Source organism: Klebsiella sp. MPUS7, assembly GCF_009905335.1.
Lineage (GTDB): Bacteria > Pseudomonadota > Gammaproteobacteria > Enterobacterales > Enterobacteriaceae > Klebsiella > Klebsiella grimontii.
The window spans coordinates 1,651,753-1,678,374 of record NZ_CP047604.1 but is presented as its reverse complement, the minus strand read 5'-3'; the positions used below and the strand labels follow the sequence as shown (position 1 = coordinate 1,678,374).

Below are 26,622 nucleotides of genomic sequence, written 5' to 3'. Positions count from 1 at the left end.
GCAAATGAGCATAATATCCTTAGTTTGCGGAAAAATACATAAACACATGTTTACATTTTGCCAAAAATAGTAACGTATTCCAGATATGAAAAAACCAACGGCTATTGGCACCGCAATATTAATTTTCGTGATCCCGTCCCGCGCAAATAAAAAAAGCTGCCCGCAGGCAGCTTTTTCCGAGAGAGAAACTTACTTCTTCCGCGCGTACTTCAGCGAATCCAATGCTACAGCGAAGATAATAATCGCCCCTTTGATAATGTACTGCCAGTACGGGTTCACGCCGATATAGGTCAGACCGTAGTTGATGACGGTGAAGATAATCACCCCGGTCACCACGCCGAACACGGTGCCGACCCCGCCGCTGAACGATACGCCGCCGACCACGCAGGCGGCAATCGCATCCAGTTCATACATAAAGCCAAGGTTGTTGGTCGCCGAACCGATGCGTCCGGCTTCCAGCAGGCCGCCGAAGGCGTAGAACACGCCGGAGAGCGCATAAATCATCAGCAGGTTCAGAGCGACGTTGACGCCGGAAACCTTCGCCGCTTCCGGGTTGCCGCCGATAGCAAAAATGTTTTTGCCAAAGCGGGTCTTGTTCCACAGGATCCATACGAAGAACACGGCAATCAGCGCATAGAAGGTGATATACGACAGGCGGAATGAACCCAGCGCCACAAACCCCTGGGCAAACTGCGAGAAGTGGCTATCGAAGCCGGAGATCGGCGACGCGCCCACAAAGTCGTAATACAGGGAGTTGATACCGTACACGATGATCATCGTGCCGAGGGTGGTGATAAACGGCGTCACGTTCAGGTAAGCAATGATAATGCCGTTGATAAGGCCAATCACCGCGCCGATCGCGCACACCAGCAGGATAACCAGCGGAATCGGCATCGTGGCCATTTCCGGGAAGACCTTATTGGCGTTGTCCACCGCCTGCAGCATGGTGGCGGCGATAACCGCCGCGAGGCCGACCTGACGTCCGGCTGAAAGGTCGGTACCCTGAGTGACAATCAGTCCGGCCACGCCGAGCGCGATAATAATACGCACCGAAGACTGGGTCAGAATATTACTTAAGTTCAGCAAGCTTAAGAAAGTCGGATCCTGGAAAATAATAATAGCCAGTAATACTAAAAGAACCACGTAAATCCCACCTTCTTTCAAATAGGTGAGAAAACTCTTTTTATTTAACGCACTCATGAGGAGCCCCTGATCTTAAAGGTGCAACGACGCAAGACGGAGAATTTCGTTTTGCGTGGTGGTTTTAGTCTCAACAATTCCGGCAACGAGACCATTGCTCATTACCAGAATACGGTCAGTAATACCCAGTAGCTCCGGCATCTCGGAGGAAATAATAATGATCCCTTTGTCTTTTTTTGCCAGCTCGGCGATCAGCTGGTAAATTTCGAACTTCGCCCCAACGTCAATCCCACGCGTGGGTTCATCGAGCATCAGTATTTCCGGCTGGGTTAATAGCCAGCGACCGATAATAACTTTCTGCTGGTTGCCACCGGACAACGAACCAATTTGCGTGTGCTGCCCCGGGGTTTTCACGCGCATCGAATCAATCACCCATTGGGTATCGCTTTTCATGCGTGAATTATCCAGCAATCCGACCTTATTCTTGTATTTTTTAATATTGGAGATCAGCGAGTTAAAACCGATATCCAGGTAGGCATAAATTCCCGTCGAGCGGCGCTCTTCGGTCACCAGCGCAAAGCCGTGGTTGATGGCTTCATTGGCGCTATGGTTGTTAATCTTCTTACCGTGCAGCCTGATCGTCCCGCCGGCCTTCTCGCGAATGCCGAATAACGTCTCGACGATATCGGTACGTTTCGCTCCGACCAGCCCGGCAATCCCCAGAATTTCGCCTTTGTGCAGATCGAAAGAGATATCGCGAATCGACGGCTGGCGCAGCGAGGTTAAATTGCGCACCTCAAGAATCACCTCGCCCGGCTTATTTTCCTTGTTCGGGAAGCGCTGATTGAGGGAGCGGCCTACCATCATCGCGATGATCTTATCCATATCCAGCCCTTCCAGCGGCTGGGTGGCGATCCACTGGCCGTCGCGCAGGATAGTAATTTCATCGCACAGCTGGAAGATCTCTTCCATTTTGTGGGAAATATAGACAATGCCGCAGCCGCGCTCTTTCAGCTTGCGGATAATTTTAAACAGATGATTGACCTCTTTTTCAGTTAACGAAGAGGTCGGCTCATCCATAATGACAATTTTGGCGTTATAGGAAAATGCCTTCGCAATTTCAATCATCTGCATTTGCGATACCGATAGCGTACCGACGCGAGCGCGCGGGTCGATATCAATATCCAGCTCATCGAAAATCGCTTTGGTATCACGATACATTTTGTCCTGATCGACAAACACGCCTTTGGTGGGATAACGTCCCAGCCACATGTTGTCCATCACCGAACGCTGTAAGACCAGGTTTAATTCCTGATGAACCATTGAAATACCGTTTTCCAGGGCTTCTTTAGCCGAATGGAAATCGATCTCTTGTCCCTGAAAAAGAATACTGCCGGAATCTTTTTGATAGATCCCAAATAGGCATTTTAATAATGTTGATTTGCCCGCGCCGTTCTCCCCCATTAAGGCATGAATAGAGTGGGGACGAACCTTGAGGTTCACATTATCGAGAGCCTTGACGCCAGGAAACGATTTGTTGATGTTGGTCATTTCCAACAAATATTCGCCTGACCGTTCGCTATTATTGCTGACCATAGTTATACCTGGCTGCGTGCGTGCATACCCCTGCCGACGAATTAACGACGAACAGGGACGGGTTCTGTATCAGGAATAATCGGGCGTACAGCGCGCACGCCCGCAGCTTATTAAGCTATTACTTACCGATAAATTCGCTCAGATTGTCTTTATCAACGCCCACGTACGGTACGCGGACAATCTTATTTTCAATTTTCCAGTTAGTGCCGGCAGCCGGTTCTTTCCCATCGGCGAGATTTTTCGCCAGATCGAAGGTGGCTTTCGCCTGGTTGTTGGCATCGTTCAGCACGGTACCCGCCATAGCGCCGGATTTAACCAACGCTAACGCTTCCGGCAACGCATCGACGCCGAACACCGGGATGCTGCTCTTATTGTGGGCCTTCAGCGCTTCTACCGCGCCCATGGCCATTGCATCGTTGTTGGCGATCACGACTTCAATTTTGTTGGCGTTCGGGCCAGACAGCCAGGCATCCATCTTATCTTTCGCCTGTGCGGTGTCCCACATGGCAGTGTCTAAGGCCAGCTGCTGGGTTTTGAAGCCCTTGTCGTTCAGCTCTTTAATCACGTAGGTGGTACGCGCTTCCGCATCCGGATGACCCGGTTCGCCTTTCAGCAGGACAAACTGAATCTGGCCGTCTTTATTCAGATCCCAGTTCGGGTTCGCTTTCCAGTGTTTGGCAATCAGGTCACCCTGAATCACGCCGGACTCTTTTGAATCGGTACCGACATAGTACGCTTTATCGTAGCTATCCAGCGCCTTACGGGATGGCTCTTTGTTAAAGAACACCACCGGCACGTTCTGGCCACGGGCTTTATCGATGACCGTCCCCGCCGCCGCCGGGTCAACCAGGTTAATCGCCAGCGCCTTCACGCCTTTTGCCAACAGGACGTCAATCTGATCGTTCTGCTTGGACTGGTCGTTTTGCGAGTCATTCATGAGCAGCTGAACATCCGGCGCCGATTTGCCGTCTTTCTCAATTGCCTTGCGCACCACCGACATAAAGTTGTCGTCGTATTTATAAATCGTCACGCCGATACGCGTATCTGCTGCGTGCGCCGCGGCGCCGAATAACATGCTGGCCATTACAGCAGACAGGGTTAACACCTTCTTATTCATGGAATCTCCGGTTTTATTATGCAGGGTCTTTGGTGTGAAAATGGCTGGCGAGCGTTACATTAATGTTACTGCACAGCGACATTCACGACTGTAATTCTGTCTTCCGTGTAGGGTAACGCTCCTGAAAAACGGCTTTATTCATCGTTTAACGCCGATTACTGCTGTAAAAGTGATTAATCACCGTGACATAGTATGTTCAGACTTGTAAACGCAGCAATCATAGTCAGCTTAATGTTAACAAACTGTGAAATCACTCACATATTGAAAGCGGTTACATCAGGCAGATAATTAGTTAGTGATCGGCCCCACAATTTGCCTCTGCGCCACCGAATGTCGGCGCACCAGCGTCGGCATAAAACAGTGGCTGGCCTCACGATCCAGCTTCCCCGCCGCCCCCTGTAGCGCCAGCTCGGTCGCCAGTTTCGCCATCGACATAATCGGGTAGCGCACCGTCGTCAGCTGCGGATCGGTGTAACGGGAAATGGGGATATCATCAAAACCGATCAGCGAAAGATGCTGCGGTACGGCAATGCCGTTATCTTTAAGCGTCGTGAGCGCGCCGGCCGCCATGCTGTCGTTATAGGCGAAGACCGCGGTCAGACCGAGGTTGCGCCCCAGCAGCTCGACCATCGCCGCCTCGCCGCCCTGCATATCAGGCGACCCGGAACCCACCCAGCTTTCGGGAGCGACAATGCCGTGCTCATGTAACGCTCTGAACCACCCTTCCCGCCGTAAATCATCATCTTCGATACCGTGATTGGAAGAGAGATAGCCGATGCGCTGGTGGCCATGATTGAGCAGCATGCGGGTCGCCATCAGCGCGCCGCTGACGTTATCCAGCCCAACGCAGCGGTGGGCGTACCCCGGCACGATGCGGTTAATCAGCACCATTCCCGGCATATGCTCCATAAAATCCCCCAGCTCCGCGTCGCTCAGCGCTTTAGAGTGGACGATCAGCGCCGAACAGCGCTGGCGAATCAGCACCTCGATGGCGTTGCGCTCTTTTTCCGCTTCATGATAGCTATTGCCGATAAGCACATATTTATGATGCTGCTGGGCGACGGTATCAACCGCTTTCACCAGCGCGCCAAAAAAGGCGTCCGACACGTCCATCACCACCACGCCGATGGTATCGCTGACCTGCGTCGCCAGCGCCTGCGCGTTGGCGTTCGGCCGATAGCCCAGCAGCGACACCGCCTTCATTACCGCTTCTCGCGTATCCGGGCTCACCAGCGCGCTGTTATTCAGCACGCGCGAAACCGTCGCGACGGAAACACCCGCCTGGCGGGCGACATCACGAATGGTGATCATACTCACCGACCTGTAGAGCATTGCAGTACGTCACACTCACCTCCTGTGTTCAGCAAGGAGGCTATTCTGGCAGCGACGTGCCGCACGCTACGTGAGTGAGGTCACAGGGATGGAAACGGTTACATCCATTTTGTTAATGATTGTGATCCAGATCGTTATCTGGATGTATCTTTTAATGATGTCCCCGATGCACGCAGGGTTAATTGACGCCATAGCCACTCAACGGGGCCTTGACGGAAATGACGTAGCCAAAACCACGAGAAGAGGAGATTGACCGCCCATACGGGCGGCACGAAGGCTAACAGCTGTAAGCGGTCATACTTCATAAACAGGCCGAAGCGGTAAAACAGGGTGGTGCAAATCAGGGTCTGCAGCAGATAGTTGGTCAGCGCCATACGCCCGACGCAGGCAATCGCCCCTACCAGACGAAACTTACACAGCTGCGGCCAGAAGCCCCAGGCCAGCGCCGCGTAGCCGATGGTTTGCAGCGGCGCGCTCAGCTCGCGCGGCGCCTGTAGCAAAAATGCGCACCAGCGATAGTCCCAGCCGAGATGCCACTGGGCGACGATAGAGGGCAAATTGACCGCCATTCCGGCGGCAATCAGCAGCCCGCCGGTACGCCGGTAGTGGCGAAGGCTGAACTGCCCTTTGAGCCAGCCGCTGCGCATCAGCGCGGCGCCCATCAGCATCATACCGGCCAGCTGCCAGCCGTACTGCGCGCCCAGCGCCAGCAGATTATCCGACAACATATCTGCGCGATTGCTTACCGCCTCAAAGCCGCCTTTTAGCTTCCAGTACTGCTCGTACTGCAAATTTGCCGCGTCCGGCAGCCACGAACGATTGGGCGCATTGCCGGAAATCAATCCCAGCAATAGCAGGACCGCCACGCCGATGATGTATAGCACCACGCCGGTATTAAACAGCGATTTGACATCGTGGGCGTCGCGCACCATTCGCCAGCCCACCAGCCCTACCAGCGCATAGGCCAGCAGAATATCGCCGTCCCAGAAAAACAGACCGTGAACAAAGCCAAGCAGCGCCAGCAGCGTCAGGCGCGACTGGATCCAGCGCTTGCCGCGCGGCAGCAGCAGCTGAAGTCCGGCGCCAAACAGCAGGGCGAAGAGGGTCAGGAATTTGACCTGCGCCAGCAGATCGAGAATCGCCCAGGTCCAGGCGTCACTGGCGGAAATGTTCCCGGACCACGCGGGGTTGAGGTAAGCGGCCTTCGGTAAACCGAAGGCGCTGATATTCAGTAGCAGGATACCGAGGATGGCGACGCCGCGGACAAAGTCCAGCGTGACATTTCTCTCCATGTACCCTGCTCCGTTTTAGTTGTGGTGACGTACGGCGCGCAGGAACTCCTGGCGGGTATTCTGGCTGGATTTAAACAGGCCGCCCAACGACGTGGTGGTGGTGGCGCTGGTCGCATCGCGAATGCCGCGCGCTTTCACGCAGTAGTGTACCGCATCGATGGAAACCGCGACGTTGCTGGTTCCCAGCAGCGTTTGCAGCGCGGTGAGGATCTGCTGCGTCAGTCGCTCCTGCACCTGAGGGCGCTGGGAGAAGAACTGCACGATGCGGTTAATTTTCGACAGGCCAATCACCGAATCTTTCGGGATATAGGCCACCGTCGCTTTGCCGTCGATCGTGACGAAATGGTGTTCGCAGGTGCTGGTCAGGGTGATATCGCGCACGGTCACCATTTCATCAACCTGCATCTTATTTTCGATGACGGTGATTTTAGGGAACCGGGCGTAGTCCAGGCCGGAGAAAATCTCATCGACGTACATTTTGGCGATGCGATGCGGAGTCTCCATCAGGCTGTCATCACTTAGATCAAGGTTTAACAGCTGCATAATCTCGGTCATGTGTCCGGCGATCAGACGCTTGCGAGTTTCATTATCAATTTCTTGTACTGGCGGACGCAGCGGCGTCTCCAGCCCACGAGCGACCAGCGCTTCATGAACGAGTATGGCTTCTTTACTCAGTGATGACATTTTTGTTCTCCTGCAGGTGTGGCGCTCTTTGCTCTTCTGAGGGCAAAGTTTGTATTCATTGTGCGTGAGGTGACGCACAGAATCCAGTAGCCGCATCGATAATTGTTGAAATTGGCGTCACCTCTCGTTCCACGCCGCCAGACCAGCGCACTACGATGCGTCACGCAACGCCCTGCTCACCTTGCCGCAACCAACCCAATCGCCGGCCGATAGCGCGATTCCAGCGCTACGACAACGTCAGCATGTTGGTTAAAAGTTGCATTAATGATGCAATACGTTCCGAAAAGGAGGAAGTGAAAGTTACTCACGAGGCCATGAAATATCTGTATTATGGAAAATTACGTCTGAGACACTTAAGGAGCCCTGCATGGAACTGCTCGAAGAGCACCGCTGTTTTGAAGGTCGGCAGCAACGCTGGCGGCACGACTCCGCAACGCTGAACTGCGCAATGACCTTCAGCATCTTTTTACCACCCGCCAACGCGGACGCGCCGCCGCCGGTTCTCTACTGGCTCTCCGGCCTGACCTGCAATGATGAAAACTTCACTACCAAAGCGGGCGCTCAGCGCGTCGCCGCCGAACTGGGCATTGCGCTGGTGATGCCGGACACCAGCCCGCGCGGTGATAATGTTGCCGACGATAGCGCTTACGATCTGGGTAAAGGCGCGGGCTTTTACCTCAATGCCACCCAGGCGCCGTGGTCCGCACATTTCCGCATGTACGATTACCTTCGCGACGAGCTGCCGCAGCTGATTGCCCGCGAGTTTACTCTCAGCAGTCGCTGCGCCATCAGCGGACACTCCATGGGCGGCCACGGCGCGCTGGTGATGGCGCTGAAGAATCCGGGCCGCTTCGTCAGCGTTTCCGCGTTCGCGCCTATCGTTAACCCGACCCAGGTTCCCTGGGGTCAAAAAGCGTTTACCGCCTATCTGGGAGCGGATGAAGCGGCCTGGCAGGCCTGGGACAGCTGCGCGTTAATGCAGGCCAGCAGCGAATCTGACGCGATTCCAACCCTGATTGATCAGGGTGACAGCGATGCATTTCTTGCCGAGCAGCTGCAGCCGGCGGTACTGGCGGAAACCGCGCGTCAGAAAAGCTGGCCGTTAACCCTGCGCATTCAGCCCGGTTACGATCACAGCTACTCCTTTATCGCCTCATTTATTGAGGACCACCTGCGCTTCCACGCCCGGTACCTCTTCGCCTGATCATCTCAATGCGTCGTGAAGCCCCTTCCCGGCGCATTGATACGCAAAACACCTCACCAACAAATCGTCATAAAAACTAATACATACAGCGAGATAGTGTATTTCCGTCATCGGGGGGTATGATTTTGGCGGCGCTTGAGGCTTTCGTCTCAGGGCAGGATTGAGTTTTACCGTTGTGCTGAGGCAGAAAGAAGAGGGCTGGCAGGTTTCCCCGCCAGCCCTCTTTTATTGCCCGGTTAGAAGCGGTAATCGACGGCCATAAAGTAGCGGCGACCTTCTTCTGTATAGCTATAGTCGTCGCGGCTTAGATCCTTATCGCCGACGTTAAGCACTCCGGAGCGCAGCTTGACATTTTTGGTGACGTTCCAGGCCGCGCCGATATCAAACATGGTGTAGCCGCCGGGCGTTTTGCCCGTCGCGCTGACCGATCGCTGTTCGCCGGTATAGTTGGCGGTGACGTAGAAGGACCAGTCGTCCAGCGGTTTCCAGTCGAGGGTACCGTTAGCGGTATGGAACGGCAGCGTTTGCAGCGGTTTATCGCCGCCGTTGCTCAGGTCACGGCCATCGTTATAGGTGTAATTAACCGTCAGCTTCCATTCGTCGCCGAACGGCACTTTCAATTCCGTTTCTACCCCTTTGATACGCGCCTTATTGACGTTGAAGTAGCGGAAGATCGGCACGCGTTTCCCGTTCACCGTTTTCCAGCCGACAAAGTTCGGGTAGCCCGGCGCTTCGCTGGCGCTGGAGGTACGCAGGATATCAATCATATCGTCAACGTTGTTCTGGAAGGTGGTGACGCTTCCTTCCACGCCTTCAAGCCAGCCTTCTTCGCCGCGGTAGTAAAGGCCCAGCTCGAAGCTTTCGCTGGTTTCCGGTTTCAGATCCGGGTTACCGATAATGCTGCACGAGCCGCGGCAGGAGTTGGTGGTCCAGTCTGGGTTCAGCTGCAGCAGGGATGGCGCTTTAAATGCCGTCGCCCAGCCGCCCTTCACGGTCACGGTATCGGTGGCGTTATACACCAGATAAGCGCGCGGGCTCCAGTGATCGCCATAGGTCTGGTGATCGTCCATGCGAATGCCGGTGGTCAAGGCCAGAGGTTCGATGATCCGCCATTCATCTTCAAGGAACAGCGCGTACTGGCTGGCGGAGGTGGATTGACTGCCGCTGCTCAGATTGACCGGGTCTTTCAGCTTATCGTGACGCCATTCGCCGCCGAAGGTCAGCAACTGGTTAATCATTCCCAACGGCAGAACGTATTTGCCGTCCACCGAGTTACTCTCAGAAGTGATGGTCCCGGCCTGACCCGGATTTTTATTATCCACTTTCTCGCCGTAGAATTTCAGCTCGCTATTGCCGACATCCCAGCGGCCGTTGTGGCTCAGGGAGTAGTTCTGGCGCTCGAGGCGGTTGCGATCAAGCGAGTCGGAATCCCGATCCTGGCGATCAAACCCGTAGCCTGCGGTCATGTCCTGATTATCGGTTGGCGTCCAGGCGAATTCGACGTTGCCGTCGCGGCTGGTGAAACCTTCAATACGCGGCGTTTCGCCCGCTGCGTTGCTGGAAGCCTGCTGATCGTCCTTGGCGCGCTTTGCCAGGCTACCGTAGGCCTTCATCCCCAGCACGCCGTCAATCAGCGGGCCGCTGGTAAAGAACTGACCGTTGTACGTATCGCCGCGATCGCGATGTTCCTGAATGGTGGTGTCCGCGCTGAGGGTGCCGGTCCACTGCTGGCCGACTTTTTTGGTGATGATATTCACCACGCCGCCGAGGGCGTCGGAACCATAGAGTGAGGACATCGGCCCGCGCACGACTTCGATACGCTCAATGGCATCAACCGGGATCCAGTTAAGGTCAAAATCGTTGTGGCGAAAAACGGCGTTGCGCGAGTTAACGCGTTTACCGTCAACGAGGATCAGCGTATAGCCGCTGCTGAGGCCGCGAATGCTCACCCCTTTGCGGTTATCCCCTTCGTTGGTGAGCTGCACGCCCGGCACTTCCCGCAGGACATCCTTCAGGTTTTGTACCGGTCTACGCTGCAGATCCTGCTGGGTGATAACGCTAATACTGGCGGGCGCATCTTTGACGCTCTGTTCAGTTGCCGCCGCGGTGACGACCAGCGTTTCTTCGTTAACGTCGGCGAGCGCCGGAAACGCCAGGGATACGACGGACGCGCATAATCCGGCCCGGACAAAAGGGTTTAGCCTGAACATTCCATATCTCCATGAGGTGTACAACAAAACAAACAAAAAAGGTCCTGCTCACAGGTACTGTCGGCATAGCGCTCTAACGGCGTATGCACGCAATTTTTTACAGTAGATGTGGCTGGTCACCCCTTGTCAGTCTGACCCTCTGCAAGATATGGGGATTGGCTTCATCCTGAATTTGATGGAAATGATAAAGATAATGATTACAATTATCAATAAAATTGTGGAGAAATGTGTCAATTTGTAAGGGCTGGGGGCATAAAAAAACCCTCTGCGTGAGAGGGTTTTATCTGACTGCGCCAGCGCGGTTTAGCCTTTAAAGCGCTCCGGGAACTTCATTTCGCTGTAGCGTACAAAACGCGTCCCTTTCGCCAGCTTGTAACCAAACCAGATAACCAGGAATAGCGGAATACCGATATAGGTTGCCGCCACGCCGCCCCAGTCGATGGTATCTTTGAGGAACGCTTCGTAGTTCTGGCCCAGGGTAATGATCAGGCACAGCACGAAAGCGAAGATCGGCCCCAGCGGGAAGAAGCCTGAACGATACGGCAGGTCGTTGAGATCGTTCCCTTGCAGCACGTAGCCGCGACGGAAGCGATAGTGGCTGATGGCAATCCCCAGCCAGGCGATAAAGCCGGTCATGCCGGAGGTGTTCAGCAGCCACAGGTAAACGGTCTGATTACCGAACATCGAGCTCAGGAAGCACAGCCCTGCAATCACCGTGGTGGCATACAGCGCATTCCGCGGCACGCCGCCTTTGGACAGCTTAGAGAAAATACGCGGCGCTTTGCCATCGCAGGCCAGGGTGTAGAGCATGCGGGTGGACGCGTACATCCCGGAGTTACCCGCCGACAGCACCGCGGTCAGGATAACCGCGTTCATAATCGCCGCCGCCGACAGCAGCCCCGCGTGCTGGAAGACCAGCGTGAACGGGCTAACGGAAATATCTTTTACGTCGTTACGCAGCAGGCTCGGATCGGTATACGGAATGATCAGGCTGATAATCAGAATCGCGAACACATAGAACAGCAGGATACGCCAGAACACCTGCCGTACGGCGCGCGGAATATTCTTTTCCGGGTTTTCCGACTCGCCGGCCGCGATGCCGATAAGCTCGGTTCCCTGGAACGAGAAGCCGACAATCATCGCTACGCCAATCATTGCCGCAAAACCGCCGGCAAACGGCGCATCGTCGATAACCCAGTTGCTCCAGCCCGCAGGCTGCGCGCCTTTAAAGATACCGAAGATCATCATCACGCCGACAATAATAAAGATGATGACGGTGGCAACTTTGATCAGCGAGAACCAGTACTCCGCTTCGCCAAAGCCTTTTACCGAGATCCAGTTCAGCAGGAACATGATGCCGAGGAACAGCGCGCTCCAGACCCAACCGGGCGCATCGGGGAACCAGTAGGTCATCACCAGCTGAGCGGCAACGAGGTCAACGGCGATGGTTACCGCCCAGTTGTACCAGTAGTTCCAGCCCAGCGCGAAACCAAAGCCTTCCTCAACGTAATTTTGCCCATAGGTTGCAAAAGAGCCGGATACCGGCATAAACGCCGCCAGCTCGCCGAGGCTGGTCATCAGGAAATAAACCATCAGGCCGATGAGAATATAAGAGAGCAGGGCCCCGCCAGGGCCCGCCTGAGAAATTGTTGCGCCAGAGGCAACAAAAAGACCTGTACCTATGGAACCGCCAATCGCGATCATGGTCAAGTGGCGCGCCTTCAGTTCACGACGTAAACCGGGTGCTTCTGTGGTTTTAGTATCCGAAACCATGTGAAAATGCTATCCATCCAAAAAACGAGGCGAGATTGTACCAGAGTGTCTGTGATCCATCCGATACAATTGCAAAGTTATAAGAGAGCTTCATGATCGAGCATGGATTATTAGTAAAGCATGAAATCCCGGAAACGCCAGCGCGCATTGCGTCGCTTTTACACGTCGCAATAATGCAGAAATCGCTGTAATGCCTTGGAAATATGCTTCTGCCGGTGATGAATGCGCCACAAGGTGCGAGTTAAACGCGGCAGCGGAATCGTCAGCTCTACCAGCGACCCCACGTCAAGCTGCTCCGCCACCACGCGTCGCGACAGGCAGCTAATGCCTAAACCATGGCGCACCGCGTGCTTAATGGCTTCCGAGTTGCCCAGCTCCATCCCCAGATGAAACGCCGGTAAATGTGAGAGTAATAAATAGTCGACGATTTCCCGGGTCCCGGAGCCGTGCTCGCGTAAAATCCACGGCGCTTCCGCCAGCCGTTGCAGCGTCACCTCCCCTTCGAGGAGCGGCGAATCCGGCGCGGCAAAGACAACCAGTTCATCTTCCAGCCAGGGTTCGGCAATAATATCCGCGGCGTGACAGGGGCCTTCAATCAGCCCGATATCCACGCGCAGATCGGCCACCGCATTGATCACGTCCTGGCTATTGCCTACGCTCAGCTCCAGCGGTAAATCCGGCAGATCGCGTCGATAGCGCGCAATAATTTCCGGCAGAATATAGTTGCCGATGGTGCTGCTGGCGTAGACGCGGATCGCGCCGTTGTCGCCGCGAAACAGCTGTTCTATCTCCAGCGCCCGCTCCAGCAGCGCCAGCGCCCGCGGATAAAGCAGCCTGCCGTGCTCGTTGACCACCAGCCTTTTCCCTACGCGGTCAAATAGCTGCACGCCCAGCTGCCCTTCGAGATCGGTCAGCGCCGCGCTGACCGCCGATTGGGAAAGCGCCAGCATTTGCGATGCCTGCGTCGTCGAACCGCTTTTTAATACTTCAGCAAACACTTCCAGCTGCCGTAGCGTGATATGCATGATTTTTCCTGCCTTTATAGACGACTCGCGATCCGCGGCGTAAGACTGATGCCCGTCGTTGTCAAACCGCGAAACCGCGTATTTACCACTTATTTCGATTAATTATAAATATATAATCAATTTTATATTTAAGCCAGCGGGTCGTATGCTTTTCCCAGACAAAGGAGAAGGTTATGACAGCACTCACTTTACCGACTAAACATCGCCCATTGCGGCACTTTGCACCTGGACTGGCGCTGACCGCCGTGCTCACCGGCGCAGCGCTGTGGGCCGGTAGTTTTCCGGCTATCGCCGGCGCGGGCTTCAGCGCCCTCACGCTGGCCATTTTATTCGGCATGGTTATCGGGAACACGGTTTACCCGAAAATCTGGCAGCCCTGCGACGGCGGCGTGATTTTTGCCAAGCAGCACCTGCTGCGTCTCGGCATCATTTTATACGGCTTTCGCCTGACGTTCGCCCAGATTGCCGACGTCGGCGTAGGCGGTATCGTCATTGACGTGCTGACGCTTTCCAGCACCTTTTTTATCGCCTGCTTTCTTGGGCAAAAGGTTTTCGGCCTGGATAAACATACCAGTTGGCTGATTGGCGCCGGCAGCAGCATCTGCGGCGCGGCAGCGGTACTGGCGACCGAACCGGTCGTCAAAGCGGAAGCCAGCAAAGTGACGGTCGCCGTCGCCACGGTGGTCATTTTCGGCACCATTGCCATCTTCCTGTACCCGGCGATTTACCCCTTCCTGGCGCACTGGTTTACGCCGGAAGCCTACGGCATTTATATGGGGTCGACGATGCATGAGGTTGCTCAGGTTGTCGCGGCAGGCCACGCGGTGGGTCCGGACGCGGAAAACGCGGCGGTGATTGCAAAAATGCTGCGCGTGATGATGCTGGCGCCGTTCCTGCTGTTCCTCGCCGCGCGCGTGAAGCAATTATCCCCGGCCAACGGCGGGGAAAAAAGTAAAATCACCATTCCATGGTTTGCGATCCTGTTTATTCTGGTGGCGGTGTTTAACTCCTTCCACCTGCTGCCGAAAGCGGTTGTCGAAATGCTGGTCACGCTGGATACCGTACTGCTGGCGATGGCGATGGCCGCCCTCGGCCTGACCACCCACGTCAGCGCGCTGAAAAAAGCCGGCGCCAAACCGCTGCTGATGGCGCTGATGCTCTTCGTCTGGCTGATTGTCGGCGGCGGCGCGATTAACCTGGCCATTCATAGCCTGATGGCCTGAAGCCCCTCGCGACTCAGGTTGTATTAAGGATGATGTAACTCTCCGGCTAAGCCGCTATCATTACCCTCCCCCAGCGGCTTATCTGGAGTTTTTTTATGAAATATATTGGAGCGCACGTCAGCGCCTCCGGCGGTGTAGCCAATGCCGCCATTCGCGCAGCCGAAATCGGCGCGACCGCATTTGCCCTCTTTACCAAAAACCAGCGCCAGTGGCGCGCCGCGCCTCTGAGCGACGAAACCATTGCTGAATTTAAAGCCGCCTGCGAAAAGCACCATTTCGGTCCGGGGCAAATTCTGCCGCACGACAGCTATCTGATAAACCTCGGCCATCCGGTTGAGGACGCGCTGGAAAAATCCCGCGATGCGTTTATTGATGAACTTTCCCGCTGCCAGCAGCTCGGCCTGACGCTGCTGAATTTCCATCCGGGTAGCCATCTGCAGCAAATCCCGGAAGACGAATGTCTGGCGCGTATCGCCGAATCGATCAATATCGCGCTGGCAAAAACCGAAGGCGTTACGGCGGTGATTGAAAACACTGCCGGCCAGGGCAGTAACCTGGGCTTTAAGTTTGAGCATCTGGCGGCCATCATCGACGGCGTAGAAGATAAATCACGCGTCGGCGTATGCATTGATACCTGCCATGCCTTCGCCGCAGGCTACGATCTGCGCAGCGCCGAAGAGTGTGAAAAAACCTTCGCTGATTTCGAACGGATTGTCGGTTTTCAGTATCTGCGCGGTATGCACCTGAACGATGCGAAAAGCGCGTTCGCCAGCCGCGTTGACCGTCACCACAGCCTGGGTGAAGGCAATATCGGCCATGACGCTTTCCGCTGGATTATGCAGGACAGCCGCTTTGACGGTATCCCGCTGATTCTGGAAACAATCAATCCTGATATCTGGGCGGAAGAGATCGCCTGGCTGCGGGCTCAGCAAACGGAAGAGGCTAGGGTCTGATATGAACGACAGGGAAAAGCAGATCCTCAAAATTTTGCGGCGCAATCCGCTGATTCAGCAGCATGAGATTGCCGATATTCTGCAGATTAGCCGCTCCCGCGTAGCCGCGCATATTATGGACCTCACGCGTAAGGGGGCCATCAAGGGCAAAGGCTACATCCTTACCGAGCAGGAGTATTGCGTCTCGCTGGGCGCGGTGAATATGGATATCCGCGGAATTGCCGATATCCATTATCCTCAACCGGTGTCAAACCCGGGTAATATCCAGTGCTCCGCGGGCGGCGTGGCGCGAAATATCGCGCATAACCTGGCGCTGCTGGGCCGCGATGTGCATTTGATTTCCGCCGTCGGCAGTGATTTTTACGGCGAAACGCTGCTGGAGCAAACCCGCCAGGCCGGCGTAAACGTACAGAGCTGTATCCGCCTGCACGGCCATAATACCGCCACCTATCTCTCCATCGCCAATCCGCAGGAAGAGACGGTACTGGCGATTAACGATACGCATATTTTACAGTCGCTCACGCCGCAGCTGCTGAATCAGTATCGGGATCTGCTGACGCATGCAGGCGTCGTTCTGGTCGATTGTAATTTAACGGAACAGTCGCTGGAGTGGGTGTTTACCCTGACCAACGCCATTCCGGTATTTGTTGATACCGTGTCCGAGTTTAAAGCGCACCGCATTCGCCCGTGGCTGGGAAAGATCCACACGCTGAAGCCCACGCTGCGCGAACTGCAGATCCTCTGGGGCGAGCCCATTGAAAACGAGGCCGATCGCGATCGGGCGTTAGCATGGCTGCACGAAAGAGGCACTCAGCGGGTGGTGATTTGCTCGGAAGATGACACGATTTTCTGTAGCGAAGCCGGTGGTGAACGCTTCCGGATGAGTCTGCCGGGCCATACGACGATAGACAGCTTTGGCGCCGACGATGCGCTGATGGCCGGGCTGCTTTATAGCTATCTCGACGGCAGCGACTTTAAAGAGAGCGCCGCTTTCGCCATGGCCTGTACCGCCATCACCCGCGCCAGCCACAGCATCAACAACCCCTCGTTGTCCGTTGATAACGCGCTCAATTTACTTGCCAACGGATAGCAGCGCACCGCTGACGCGGCGCGCGCATCACGTTATGCCAGCCCAATAAAGAACCCGGCGATGGTGGCGCTCATCAGGTTAGAGAGCGTGGCCGCCGCCAGGGCGCGCAGCCCAAGCTGGGCAATTTCCGGCGCGCGCTGCGGTGAAATAGCCGAAAACGCCCCGACAACCACGCCGATCGAGCCAAAGTTGGCGAAACCGCACAGCGCAAACGAGATAATCGCAACGGTTTTCACGTCCAGGTTCCCGCCGCTTTGCAGGTAGGGCGAGAAGTTGAGATAGGCAACGAATTCGTTGATCGCCAGCTTTTGTCCAATCAGGCTGCCCGCCAGCGTCGCATCGTTCCAGTCAACGCCCATGATCCACGCCAGCGGCGCGAGCAGAAAGCCGAAAATCCCCTCCAGCGTGGCGTGACCGAAGCCAAACCAGCCGCCAATGCCGCCGATAATACCGTTCAGCAGCGCGATAATCGCCACAAACGCCATCACCACGGTTGCCACCCCGGCGGCAATTTTCAGGCCGGTCATCGCCCCTGACGCCGCCGCCTCGATCACGCTTTTCGGCGGCGTCTCGCTGAAAGAGAGATTGTCGAAAGTGACCTGGGATGCTTCAGTTGCCGGGCTCAGCATACGGGCAAACAGAATCCCGCCAGGAATAGCCATAAGCGAAGCGGCCAGCAGATAATCAATCGGCACGCCCATACCGGCATAGCCGATCATCATCGACCCGGCGATCGACGCCATCCCGCTGCAAATCGCGGTAAACAGCTCATTGCGGTTGAGCTTGTTGATAAACGGTTTGACGATCGCCGGGATCTCGTTTTGCCCAAGGAAAATGGTGGTCACGGCGACGAAAGACTCAATCTTGCTGATACTCAGCGCTTTCTGGAAGATCCCGCCGAGGATACGGATCAGCAGCCCCATCACGCCGAGGTAGTAAAGCAGACTGATCAACGCGGTAACAAAAATGATGGCGGGCAAAACGCGGAAGGCGAAGATAAAGCCGGCGCCGTCAAACAGCACATCCATCTTCGGACCGACCAGTGAACCAAAAATAAACGCGCTTCCGGCGTCGCTATAGGACATGACTTTGTGTACCCCAAGCGCGGCCTGCTCGAGCAGCCACTTGCCCGGCGGAAAATAGAGCATCACCCCGCCAATCACGATTTGCAGCAGCAGCGCTGCCCCTACCGTTCTGATGCTGATGCGTTTTTTATTAACTGACAGCGCAAAGGCAATGGCCAGCAACACCACCATCCCCAGAAGACTTCTCATGATGTCCATAATGATATCCTTACCTGGTGGAAAACCCGGCGCAGGCCAGGCTTTCGGTATCGTTGATATCGGGGCGGGCAACCGCAAACGGCCCGCGACTGTCGTCAGGCGATCTGCTGATACTCTTTGGCAATCTCGCAGGCCAGAATGGCGTTGTTGAAGACCAGCTGAATGTTGGATTTCAGGCTATCGCCGCCGGTCAGCTCCGCAACGCGCGCCAGCAGGAACGGCGTGCTCGCTTTACCCACTACGCCCTGCTCTTCCGCCTCCTTCACCGCCTGATTGATGGCGGCATTGATTTTCTCTTCCGGCATCGCGAACGCTTCAGGAATAGGATTTGCTACCACCATGCCGCCATTCAGACCCGATTGCCATTTCACCGCCATCGCTTTGGCGATGTCTTTGGCGCTATTGAGGCGAATGCTGACGTCAAACGGGCTGGTTCGGCAGAAGAATGCCGGCAGCGCCGAAGTTTGATAACCAATAAGAGGAACGCCAAACGTTTCTAAATACTCGGTGGTTAAACCGAGATCGAGAATAGATTTCGCACCGGCACAGACCACGGTAACGTTGGTATTAGCGAGCTCCTGTAAATCGGCGGAAATATCAAATGTGTGCTCGGCGCCACGATGTACCCCGCCAATACCGCCGGTCGCAAAGACTTTAATTCCGGCCATCGCCGCAATAATCATGGTAGACGCCACGGTGGTCGCGCCATTTAATCCTGCGGCGACAATAAAGGGTAAATCACGACGACTGACTTTGGCGACGTTATGACCTTCGCGACCCAGAAGTTCAATTTCTTCACGGCTTAAGCCCACTTTCATTACGCCATGAATAATTGCAATGGTTGCCGGCACCGCTCCCTGGCGACGAATAGTTTCTTCTACTTCCAGCGCCGTTTGCGCATTTTCCGGAAACGGCATGCCGTGAGAAATAATGGTCGATTCCAACGCCACTATCGGCTGATTGTTTTTTAATGCCTGCTGAACTTCCGCAGAGACCTGTAATAATTCAGAGGAAATATTTAATTCAGACATATTCTTTCTCCACTACCTTTTTTACGTTGGCGTAAGATAATTCAGGGTTATTGGTGAATTCCGATGAAAGCGCCAAAGAAGAGCATCCCTGAGCAAACTTCACCGCTTGCGAAAATGAGCAGCCGTCGAGCCAGCAGCAGGCAAGACCGGCCATCATCGCGTCACCGGCGCCGGTGACATTGACAACCTGGGTTTTCAGCGGCGCGGACCAGCCGCGTTCCCCATCTCTCTCGCTGTAGTAAACGCCATCGCCGCCCATGCTCAACACCAGGCGTTTCAGGCCATGATGGTGAAACCAGTCGGCTACGCGAGCCACATCGTCAGTGCCGGACAGCGCGATGCCGCTCAGCGTTTCTGCCTCAATCCGGTTCGGTTTCAGGGTGTGAATACGCCCCAGGTGCTGGCTGATTTTCACGCATTTCCAGGCTGAAACCGGGTCAACAAAAATGGGCGTTGAGCCGCTATTTTCCATCAACCAGGCCAGCGCCGACTCGCTAATATTACAGTCAACGACAATCACCGCGGCACCGCAGATAAAATCTTGATGCTGCCTTAAAAAGGCCGGCGTAATATGCTCAGTGATGCTCATATCATTAATCGCCACCAGCATTTCACCGGTATTATCAAGCAGCGACAAATAGCTTGATGTGCCTTCACCCGGGATTATCTGACATTTATCGACGTGAACCCCGGACTGGGCCGTTTGTTTTAATAATGAATGACCATAAAAATCGTCACCAACAACGGATAATAGCCACGCCGTTTTATTCAACAAGGCAATATTTTGCGCAATGTTGCGCCCCACGCCGCCGGGAGTATATTTTATTTTCCCAGGATTAGAATCAGCGTAGTTTAGCGACACATTGGAATAGCCAGCCACATCCATGTTTGCCGATCCAATAATCACAACGTAATCATTTTCAGGCATAAAAATACCCTCCAGCATAAAAAACGCTATGGCAGTAGAATTATTTAATATCAGGAAATAAACACCTCACGATTCACAGCCCTTCATTTAAACACATGTTTGAATGTGAACATGTGTTTATGGTAAGCGGAATAATTTTAAAGTAAAGAGAGGCAAAATAGGATTTTCATATGAACATGAACACAATCACAAAATTTGGCCAGTATGGTTTTTAAACAGTTTAAAAATGCGAAGGAGAGCACATACGGTGGGATGGGAGGAGGAAGAATGCGGCATAAAAAAAAGGGCAGAGAAGACTCTGCCCTTGAGAAGCGTTTGCTACGTCGATCAGGCGGCTTGAACTTCAGGACGTTTCAGCACCGCGTAGGAGAGACCTGCGACCAGCGTACCGACCACAATCGCCATCAGGTAGCCAAGCACCGGCGTAATCGCACCAGGGATCAGCAGGACGAACAGACCGCCGTGCGGCGCCATCAGCTTCGCGCCAACCCACATGGACATCGCGCCGGTCACCGCGCCGCCAACGATACAGCAAGGCAGGACGCGCATCGGGTCACGGGCGGCGAATGGAATAGCCCCTTCGGTGATAAAGCACAGACCGAGAACCAGCGCGGCCTTTCCGCCTTCCTGCTGCGCTTTGTCGAACTTTTTACGCGCAATCAGCGTCGCCAGGCCCAGGGCCAGCGGTGGAACCATACCCGCCGCCATGATGGCCGCCATCGGCGCATAAGTCTGGGTACTCAGCAGGCCAACACCAAACGCGTAGGCCGCTTTGTTCACCGGACCGCCCATATCGGTACACATCATACCGCCGAGGATCGCACCGAGCAGAACCGCGTTCGCCGTGCCCATGGTTTGCAGCCAGTGGGTCAGACCTTCGAGGATCCCGGCAACGGGTTTACCAATCAGGTAAATCATCGCCAGACCGACGATCAGGCTGGAAACCAGCGGAATGATCAGGATCGGTTTCAGCGCTTCCATACTTTGCGGCAGCTTCAGCTTCGTACTGATCGCTTTCGCCACATAACCGGCAAGGAAACCGGCGATAATACCGCCGATAAAGCCAGAACCGGTGCTCACCGCCAGCATACCGCCGATAAGACCCGGCGTCAGGCCAGGACGGTCAGCGATAGAGAAGGCAATAAAGCCCGCCAGAACCGGTACCATCAGCGCGAAGGCTGAGCCACCGCCGATTTGCATCAGCGCCGCGGCCAGGGTGTCTTTCACCTCAAAGGCTTTAATACCAAAAGCGAAGGAGAGCGCGATACACAGACCGCCCGCCACCACCATCGGCAGCATGTACGACACGCCGGTCAGCAGGTGGCGATAGGCGCCCGCAGACTCTTTTTTGCCTTCCGCCGCGGCCTGGGATTTACCCGCAGGCTGATACGGTTTCGCTTCAACCACGGCTTTATCCAGCTCCTGCGCGGTTTTCTTCAGCGCCAGACCGGTGGTGGTGCGATACATCGGCTTACCGGCGAATTTCGCCAGATCCACTTCGATATCGGCAGCGACGACCACCAGATCCGCCTGTTCAACCTCTTCCGGGGTGATTGCATTGCCCGCGCCTACGGAGCCGCGCGTTTCAACCTTCACCCACCAGCCGCGTTTTTTAGCTTCGGTTTCAATCGCTTCCGCCGCCATAAAGGTGTGCGCGACGCCGGTCGGGCAAGCGGTGACCGCCACAATGCGTTTTGGGCCGTTAGCCGCAGTCGGCAACGCAGCAGCGGCCGGAGCGGCGTAAGGCGTCGCGTGGCTTTTGGCCTCACCGAGGAACAGCTCCGGGTGAGCCACGGCGCGGTTGATATCGCCGAGATACACCTTTTTGCCGTTCAGCGCGCTGTCGGCCGGCAGCGCCGTGCCCAGCACAATCGCCAGCTCAGCGTCGTTTGGGTTATCAATCAGTTCGAGTTGCGCTTTTTGCGCCGCGGTGCTTAACAGGGTCTTCGCCATATAGGCGCGGGCCTGTCCAAGCCCGGCATCAATAATCAGCAGCGTTTTCATTATGCCTCTCCTGCTGTTAATTAAAGGGTTGTAAGTCGACGCGCGCCATCATTGCGGCCAACTGGGTACGATCGGTAATACCGACATTGCTCTGACTCACCGCCAGCGCGGCGACTGCCGTTGCCAGGCGCAGCGTATGTTCGCTGGACTCACGCATCAGCAGGCCATAAATCAGGCCGCCAACCATAGAGTCGCCGGCGCCAACGGTGCTAACCACTTCAACGGAAGGCGGTTTGGCAATCCATTCTCCGGATGCGTTGACCCACAGGGCGCCTTCTTCGCCAAGAGAGATAACCACGTGGGCGATCCCCTGCTCACGCAGCGCATGAGCGGCTTCAATGACATCTTTCATCTCAGGCAGCTTGCGGCCAGCCCAGATTTCCAGCTCGCGACGGTTAGGTTTCACCAACCACGGCGCCGCTTTCAGCCCCGCAACCAGCGCTTCTCGGCTGCTATCAAAAATGATGCACGGGCACTGGCTACGCAGACGGGTCATCCAGTCTGTGAACGCTTCCGGGCTCACGCCGGACGGCAGGCTACCGCTTACGCAGACCATATCGAACTGGCCCAGCCAGCTCAGAGAATCGTTAACAAAACGCTCCCAGTCGCCCGGCGTCACTTCAAAGCCGGAGAAGTTGAAGTCGGTGACTTCGCCATCTTTCTCAGTCAGCTTGACGTTGATACGGGTACGGCCCTGAACGACCTGAAAACGGTTTGCGATGCCCAATTCACTGAACAGCTGCTGAAAACCATCCTGATTGTCTTTACCGAGGAAACCGCCAACGGTGACGTCGATACCGAGATCTTTCAGCACTTTTGCAACGTTGATCCCCTTCCCTGCGGCGTGCAAACCGGTGGTGCGAACGAGGTTAACCTCGCCGCGTTCAATTTCCGGGGTAAAACCCACCAGGTCATAGGCCGGGTTTAAAGTAATCGTTGCGACACGTCTGCTCATTTATGCGCCCTCCCCAAGGCCTGCGGCGATCGCTTCGCCAATCGCATCCAGCGCCTGCTGCGCATCTTCACCCTGCGCGGTAAAGCGCAAGCGGTGACCTTTCTTCACGCCCAGCGCCACGACTTTCATCAGGCTGCGGCCGTTTGCCGGTTTGCCCGAACCATCAAGGTTGGTGACGGTAATGTCGCTGGAGAATTGTTTAATGGTATTAACCAGCATCGTGCCGGGACGCGCGTGCAGCCCGTGCTCGTTGCGGATAACGTATTCCGCGCTGAGAACATCTTCGGCAATCGCATCGTCGCTGGTCAGGAGAGCCAGCAGCGTGGCGCCATCAGCCTTCATCAAGCGGTCAGCTTTTTTATCCAGGAGCAGATTGCTCAGGCGATTAAGCACCGCCGTCGGCTGGTCATCGGCCATCGCGACGGTGATCAGCAGAGAAACCGGCTGCTCATCGCTGGTGAAGGCGTTGGCCGCGCGGCTGACGGCAACGGCGCTGCGCAGGTTGCCTTCGGTGCTGTCGTTCAGCCAGATGCCCTGACCAAGGTTCAGCGGTTTATCATTAATCGTACGGCTAACAAAGGAAGCATCAACGGCGCCGGCTTCTTTCAGCCGCGCGGCGTTCAGCGCCTGCAGGGTCAGCAAATCGCTGGCCGCAACGTCCAGGGTCAGCGTCTCGTTATCCAGCTTCAGCGCTTCGCTCTGCTTTTCGCCCATCAGCAGGGCGCGCAGCTCTTCGGCGGTCGTCGCGGACTTAAGCTGTTCAGCCACGGAGTCGTCGCTCAGCACGTGGGTCAGCTGACGCAGCAGCCCAAGGTGTTCATCCGAGCTGGCGGCGATACCGATGGCGACGTAGGCGGTTTGCCCTTCGCCCCAGGTCACGCCCTGAGGGAACTGGTAAACCTGAACGCCAGTTTTCAGCACCTGGTCGCGGGTGTCGGTGGTACCGTGCGGAATCGCAATACCGTTACCCAGAAAAGTGGAGGTTTGCTGCTCGCGAGCCAGCATCCCGTTGACGTAGCCGTCTACCACGTTGCCCGCGCTGACCAGCGCGGAGGCAACCTGACGAATAGCCTCTTCTTTATTACCGGCCTGCTGACCGGGATGAATATCCTGCACAGATAACTGGAACATGGTTCTCCTCTCCTGCTGAATTGAATCGTTTCAGCTACTTTGAGAAAAAATGCGTCATCTACCTGCCGGAGAATCTCCCGATGACGCTGAAACGTTTCAAGAAGTCTGTACCTTTATTAGCCATCAGGCAAGGAAAGTTGGAATCCTGATAACAGAAGTTAGAGATACAGCACACTTTTGCTGAAGCGGGAGCGCCGAGACCGGTAAAACTTCAGCTTTCTGCTGAAGTTTGATTTTGAAACGTCTTTTTGATTTATTCGTGCCCTGGTACTGTTCATTTTCTGAGTGACGGCGTAAACTCCGCGACTCCTGAAAACCGATGAACGCCGACATGCAAAACAGTAGCGCCGCCCTGCCACGACGCGGGTTTGATCTCACCTCTTCCGCCTTTCTGATCGTCGCCTTCCTGACGGGTATCGCCGGGGCACTCCAGACGCCGACGTTGAGCCTGTTTCTGACTAACGAGGTTCACGTCCGACCGGCGATGGTCGGCTTCTTTTTTACCGGCAGCGCGGTGATCGGCATTCTGGTAAGCCAGTTCCTCGCCGGGCGTTCGGATCGCAAAGGCGACCGCAAGCGGCTGATCGTCTTCTGCTGCCTGATGGGCGTGCTGGCCTGCGTGCTCTTCGCCTGGAACCGTAACTACTTTATTTTGCTGTTCGTCGGCGTATTTCTCAGCAGCTTCGGCTCCACCGCGAACCCACAGATGTTTGCCCTCGCCCGCGAGCATGCGGACAAAACGGGCCGCGAGGCGGTCATGTTTAGCTCGATTCTGCGCGCTCAGGTGTCGCTGGCATGGGTTATTGGGCCGCCGCTGGCCTACGCGCTGGCGATGGGTTTCGGCTTTACCGTGATGTATCTCAGCGCGGCAGTCGCCTTTGTGGTCTGCGGCGCGATGGTCTGGTTTTTTCTTCCCAGCATGCGTAAAGAGCCGAAGATCGCTACGGGCCATCTCGAAGCGCCGCGCACCAACCGCCGCGACGCGCTGCTGCTGTTTATCATCTGTACGCTGATGTGGGGAATCAACAGCCTGTACATCATTAATATGCCGCTGTTTATCATCAATGAGCTGCATTTATCGGAAAAGCTGGCGGGAGTCATGATGGGCACCGCCGCCGGGCTGGAGATCCCGACCATGCTGATTGCGGGCTACTATGCCAAACGCTTCGGCAAACGCTTCCTGATGCGCATTTCGGCGGTGGCCGGCGTGCTGTTTTACGTTGGCATGCTAACCGTGCATACCCCCGGACTGCTGCTGGCCCTGCAGGCGCTGAACGCCATTTTCATCGGCATTCTCGCCGGTATCGGCATGCTCTATTTTCAGGATCTGATGCCCGGACAGGCGGGTGCGGCCACTACGCTTTATACCAATACCACGCGCGTTGGCTGGATTATCGCCGGTTCGCTGGCGGGCGTCGTCGCGGAAATCTGGAGCTATCACGCCGTCTTCTGGATTGCGCTGGTGATGGGCATCGCTACTCAGGCCTGCCTGTGGCGTATTAAAGACGTTTAAAGGATGTTCGCGCCGGCTTGCGTCGTCACGATGAAGTGCTCAGTTCAAGATGAAGCAGCCAGATCATGGCGTCATCGCGATTGGTGGCGCACATTTCCGCTTCCGGCTTCAGGCTGGCGCATACTTTCGGCCTTAACGGCGAGCCAAAAATATGACACAGGTTATTTTCCGATAGCTGTACGCAGCGGGTGTTTGCCGGCTTGCCCTGCGGCATGCCCGGGATAGGGCTGGAGATAGAAGGAGCGATACAGCAAGCTCCGCATTCAGGGCGGCATTCCATAATCGACTCTTCCGATAACGCGTTTAGCAGCCCAGCCTAAACGTTTTGCCTGAAGATAGCAAAACAGGCGAATTCCACTTGCCTGAAAGGCCCGGCGCGAGTAGTTTTACGCGATATTTTCGACCCTTTAAGTGACAGGATGACTGCAATGCCAAGAGCGAATGAAATTAAAAAAGGTATGGTGCTGAATTACAACGGCAAACTGCTGATTGTTAAAAATATTGATATTCAGTCACCGAGCGCCCGCGGCGCAGCGACGCTGTACAAAATGCGTTTCTCCGATGTGCGCACCGGCCTGAAAGTGGAAGAACGCTTTAAAGGCGACGACATCGTCGATACCGTCACCCTGACCCGCCGCTTCGTTGACTTCTCCTATATCGATGGCAACGAATACGTCTTTATGGATAAAGAAGATTACACCCCGTATATCTTCACCAAAGAGCAGATCGAAGAAGAGCTGCTGTTTATGCCGGAAGGCGGCATGCCGGATATGCAGGTTCTGACCTGGGACGGCCAGCTGCTGGCGCTGGAGCTGCCGCAGACCGTGGATCTGGAAATCGTAGAGACGGCGCCGGGTATCAAAGGCGCATCCGCAAGCGCCCGTAACAAACCGGCGACGCTGAGCACCGGCCTGGTCGTTCAGGTGCCTGAATACCTGAGCGCGGGCGAGCGCATTCGTATCCATATCGAAGAGAGCCGCTACATGGGCCGCGCGGACTAAACTCTGCGTTTGCAACATCATAAAGGGCAGCCAGCGGCTGTCCTTTTTTTCGCACCTTATCCGCAGCGCCTGGCCCTCTCTCTGCTGGCAACGTTGCTCTCCCTTCACTCGCCGCAAAGTTGTTATACCAAAAATAA

The 26,622-nt window shown here is 55.5% G+C and carries 22 protein-coding genes; 6 read left to right on the top strand and 16 right to left on the bottom strand.

From position 1 onward, the window contains the following. Positions 1–189: 189 nt before the first annotated feature. From mglC to folE, 6 genes are all read right to left on the bottom strand, one after another. The gene (mglC, locus tag GUC22_RS07970) at positions 190–1,200 is read right to left on the bottom strand and encodes a galactose/methyl galactoside ABC transporter permease MglC (protein WP_004122861.1); all 1,011 of its coding nucleotides are present in this window, start codon (positions 1,198–1,200) and stop codon (positions 190–192) included. 15 nt (positions 1,201–1,215) lie between these two features. Further along, on the bottom strand, positions 1,216–2,736 hold the full coding sequence (gene mglA / locus GUC22_RS07965) for a galactose/methyl galactoside ABC transporter ATP-binding protein MglA (RefSeq protein ID WP_004870402.1): 1,521 nt from the start codon (positions 2,734–2,736) through the stop codon (positions 1,216–1,218). A gap of 118 nt (positions 2,737–2,854) precedes the next feature. After that, a complete protein-coding gene (gene mglB, locus GUC22_RS07960; RefSeq protein WP_004852665.1) occupies positions 2,855–3,853 on the bottom strand; it encodes a galactose/glucose ABC transporter substrate-binding protein MglB in 999 nt (332 codons plus the stop codon). Between the two features lie 288 nt (positions 3,854–4,141). Beyond that, positions 4,142–5,164, bottom strand: a complete 1,023-nt coding sequence (gene galS / locus GUC22_RS07955; RefSeq protein ID WP_004870397.1) for an HTH-type transcriptional regulator GalS — start codon at positions 5,162–5,164, stop codon at positions 4,142–4,144. A gap of 155 nt (positions 5,165–5,319) precedes the next feature. Next, positions 5,320–6,477 (bottom strand): DUF418 domain-containing protein YeiB, encoded by a 1,158-nt coding sequence (gene yeiB, locus GUC22_RS07950; RefSeq protein ID WP_024359209.1) that lies wholly within the window; start codon positions 6,475–6,477, stop codon positions 5,320–5,322. A gap of 15 nt (positions 6,478–6,492) precedes the next feature. Next, positions 6,493–7,161, bottom strand: coding sequence for a GTP cyclohydrolase I FolE (gene folE / locus GUC22_RS07945; protein WP_004103895.1), 669 nt, complete (start codon positions 7,159–7,161; stop codon positions 6,493–6,495). A 367-nt stretch (positions 7,162–7,528) separates the two neighbouring features. Between folE and fghA the strand changes: the two genes are divergently transcribed. Continuing rightward, on the top strand, positions 7,529–8,365 hold the full coding sequence (fghA, locus tag GUC22_RS07940; RefSeq protein ID WP_049131234.1) for an S-formylglutathione hydrolase: 837 nt from the start codon (positions 7,529–7,531) through the stop codon (positions 8,363–8,365). 236 nt (positions 8,366–8,601) lie between these two features. Here fghA and cirA read toward each other — a convergent pair whose 3' ends face one another. The 3 genes from cirA to yieE form a co-directional block, all read right to left on the bottom strand. Further along, positions 8,602–10,575: a catecholate siderophore receptor CirA gene (gene cirA / locus GUC22_RS07935; RefSeq protein WP_004870389.1), complete on the bottom strand. Its 1,974-nt coding sequence runs from the start codon at positions 10,573–10,575 to the stop codon at positions 8,602–8,604. Between the two features lie 303 nt (positions 10,576–10,878). After that, positions 10,879–12,348 (bottom strand): amino acid permease, encoded by a 1,470-nt coding sequence (locus GUC22_RS07930; RefSeq protein WP_004870384.1) that lies wholly within the window; start codon positions 12,346–12,348, stop codon positions 10,879–10,881. A gap of 158 nt (positions 12,349–12,506) precedes the next feature. Beyond that, positions 12,507–13,373: a DNA-binding transcriptional regulator YeiE gene (yieE, locus tag GUC22_RS07925; RefSeq protein ID WP_154932308.1), complete on the bottom strand. Its 867-nt coding sequence runs from the start codon at positions 13,371–13,373 to the stop codon at positions 12,507–12,509. A 173-nt stretch (positions 13,374–13,546) separates the two neighbouring features. On the opposite strand from yieE, the gene GUC22_RS07920 reads away from it, so the two are divergent. From GUC22_RS07920 to GUC22_RS07910, 3 genes are all read left to right on the top strand, one after another. Beyond that, positions 13,547–14,596, top strand: a complete 1,050-nt coding sequence (locus GUC22_RS07920) for a YeiH family protein (RefSeq protein ID WP_049088492.1) — start codon at positions 13,547–13,549, stop codon at positions 14,594–14,596. Positions 14,597–14,691: 95 nt separating this feature from the next. Then, positions 14,692–15,549, top strand: coding sequence for a deoxyribonuclease IV (nfo, locus tag GUC22_RS07915; protein ID WP_004870380.1), 858 nt, complete (start codon positions 14,692–14,694; stop codon positions 15,547–15,549). A gap of 1 nt (position 15,550) precedes the next feature. Further along, positions 15,551–16,639, top strand: coding sequence for a sugar kinase (locus tag GUC22_RS07910; RefSeq protein WP_049085296.1), 1,089 nt, complete (start codon positions 15,551–15,553; stop codon positions 16,637–16,639). A 32-nt stretch (positions 16,640–16,671) separates the two neighbouring features. Here the strand turns inward: GUC22_RS07910 and GUC22_RS07905 are convergent, their stop codons facing one another. From GUC22_RS07905 to fruB, 6 genes are all read right to left on the bottom strand, one after another. After that, entirely contained in the window at positions 16,672–17,922 is a 1,251-nt protein-coding gene (locus GUC22_RS07905; RefSeq protein WP_160183457.1) for a NupC/NupG family nucleoside CNT transporter, read from the bottom strand. Positions 17,923–18,017: 95 nt separating this feature from the next. Beyond that, positions 18,018–18,953 carry a pseudouridine-5'-phosphate glycosidase gene (locus GUC22_RS07900; protein WP_049131231.1) on the bottom strand — a complete coding sequence of 312 codons (936 nt, stop codon included), beginning with the start codon at positions 18,951–18,953 and terminating at the stop codon, positions 18,018–18,020. Further along, positions 18,946–19,881, bottom strand: coding sequence for a pseudouridine kinase (locus GUC22_RS07895; RefSeq protein ID WP_024359213.1), 936 nt, complete (start codon positions 19,879–19,881; stop codon positions 18,946–18,948). Before GUC22_RS07895 ends, GUC22_RS07900 begins: the two co-directional genes overlap by 8 nt. A 327-nt stretch (positions 19,882–20,208) precedes the next feature. Next, positions 20,209–21,885 (bottom strand): PTS fructose transporter subunit IIBC, encoded by a 1,677-nt coding sequence (gene fruA, locus GUC22_RS07890; RefSeq protein WP_024359214.1) that lies wholly within the window; start codon positions 21,883–21,885, stop codon positions 20,209–20,211. 16 nt (positions 21,886–21,901) lie between these two features. Beyond that, positions 21,902–22,840, bottom strand: a complete 939-nt coding sequence (fruK, locus tag GUC22_RS07885; RefSeq protein ID WP_004103928.1) for a 1-phosphofructokinase — start codon at positions 22,838–22,840, stop codon at positions 21,902–21,904. Next, the gene (fruB, locus tag GUC22_RS07880; protein ID WP_049131230.1) at positions 22,841–23,971 is read right to left on the bottom strand and encodes a fused PTS fructose transporter subunit IIA/HPr protein; all 1,131 of its coding nucleotides are present in this window, start codon (positions 23,969–23,971) and stop codon (positions 22,841–22,843) included. It abuts the gene before it with no gap. Between the two features lie 331 nt (positions 23,972–24,302). On the opposite strand from fruB, the gene setB reads away from it, so the two are divergent. Further along, positions 24,303–25,484: a sugar efflux transporter SetB gene (gene setB, locus GUC22_RS07875; RefSeq protein ID WP_004870366.1), complete on the top strand. Its 1,182-nt coding sequence runs from the start codon at positions 24,303–24,305 to the stop codon at positions 25,482–25,484. Between the two features lie 25 nt (positions 25,485–25,509). Here the strand turns inward: setB and GUC22_RS07870 are convergent, their stop codons facing one another. Then, positions 25,510–25,764 (bottom strand): YkgJ family cysteine cluster protein, encoded by a 255-nt coding sequence (locus GUC22_RS07870; RefSeq protein ID WP_004870363.1) that lies wholly within the window; start codon positions 25,762–25,764, stop codon positions 25,510–25,512. Between the two features lie 148 nt (positions 25,765–25,912). Between GUC22_RS07870 and yeiP the strand changes: the two genes are divergently transcribed. Then, positions 25,913–26,485: an elongation factor P-like protein YeiP gene (yeiP, locus tag GUC22_RS07865; protein WP_004122911.1), complete on the top strand. Its 573-nt coding sequence runs from the start codon at positions 25,913–25,915 to the stop codon at positions 26,483–26,485. Positions 26,486–26,622 lie beyond the last annotated feature (137 nt).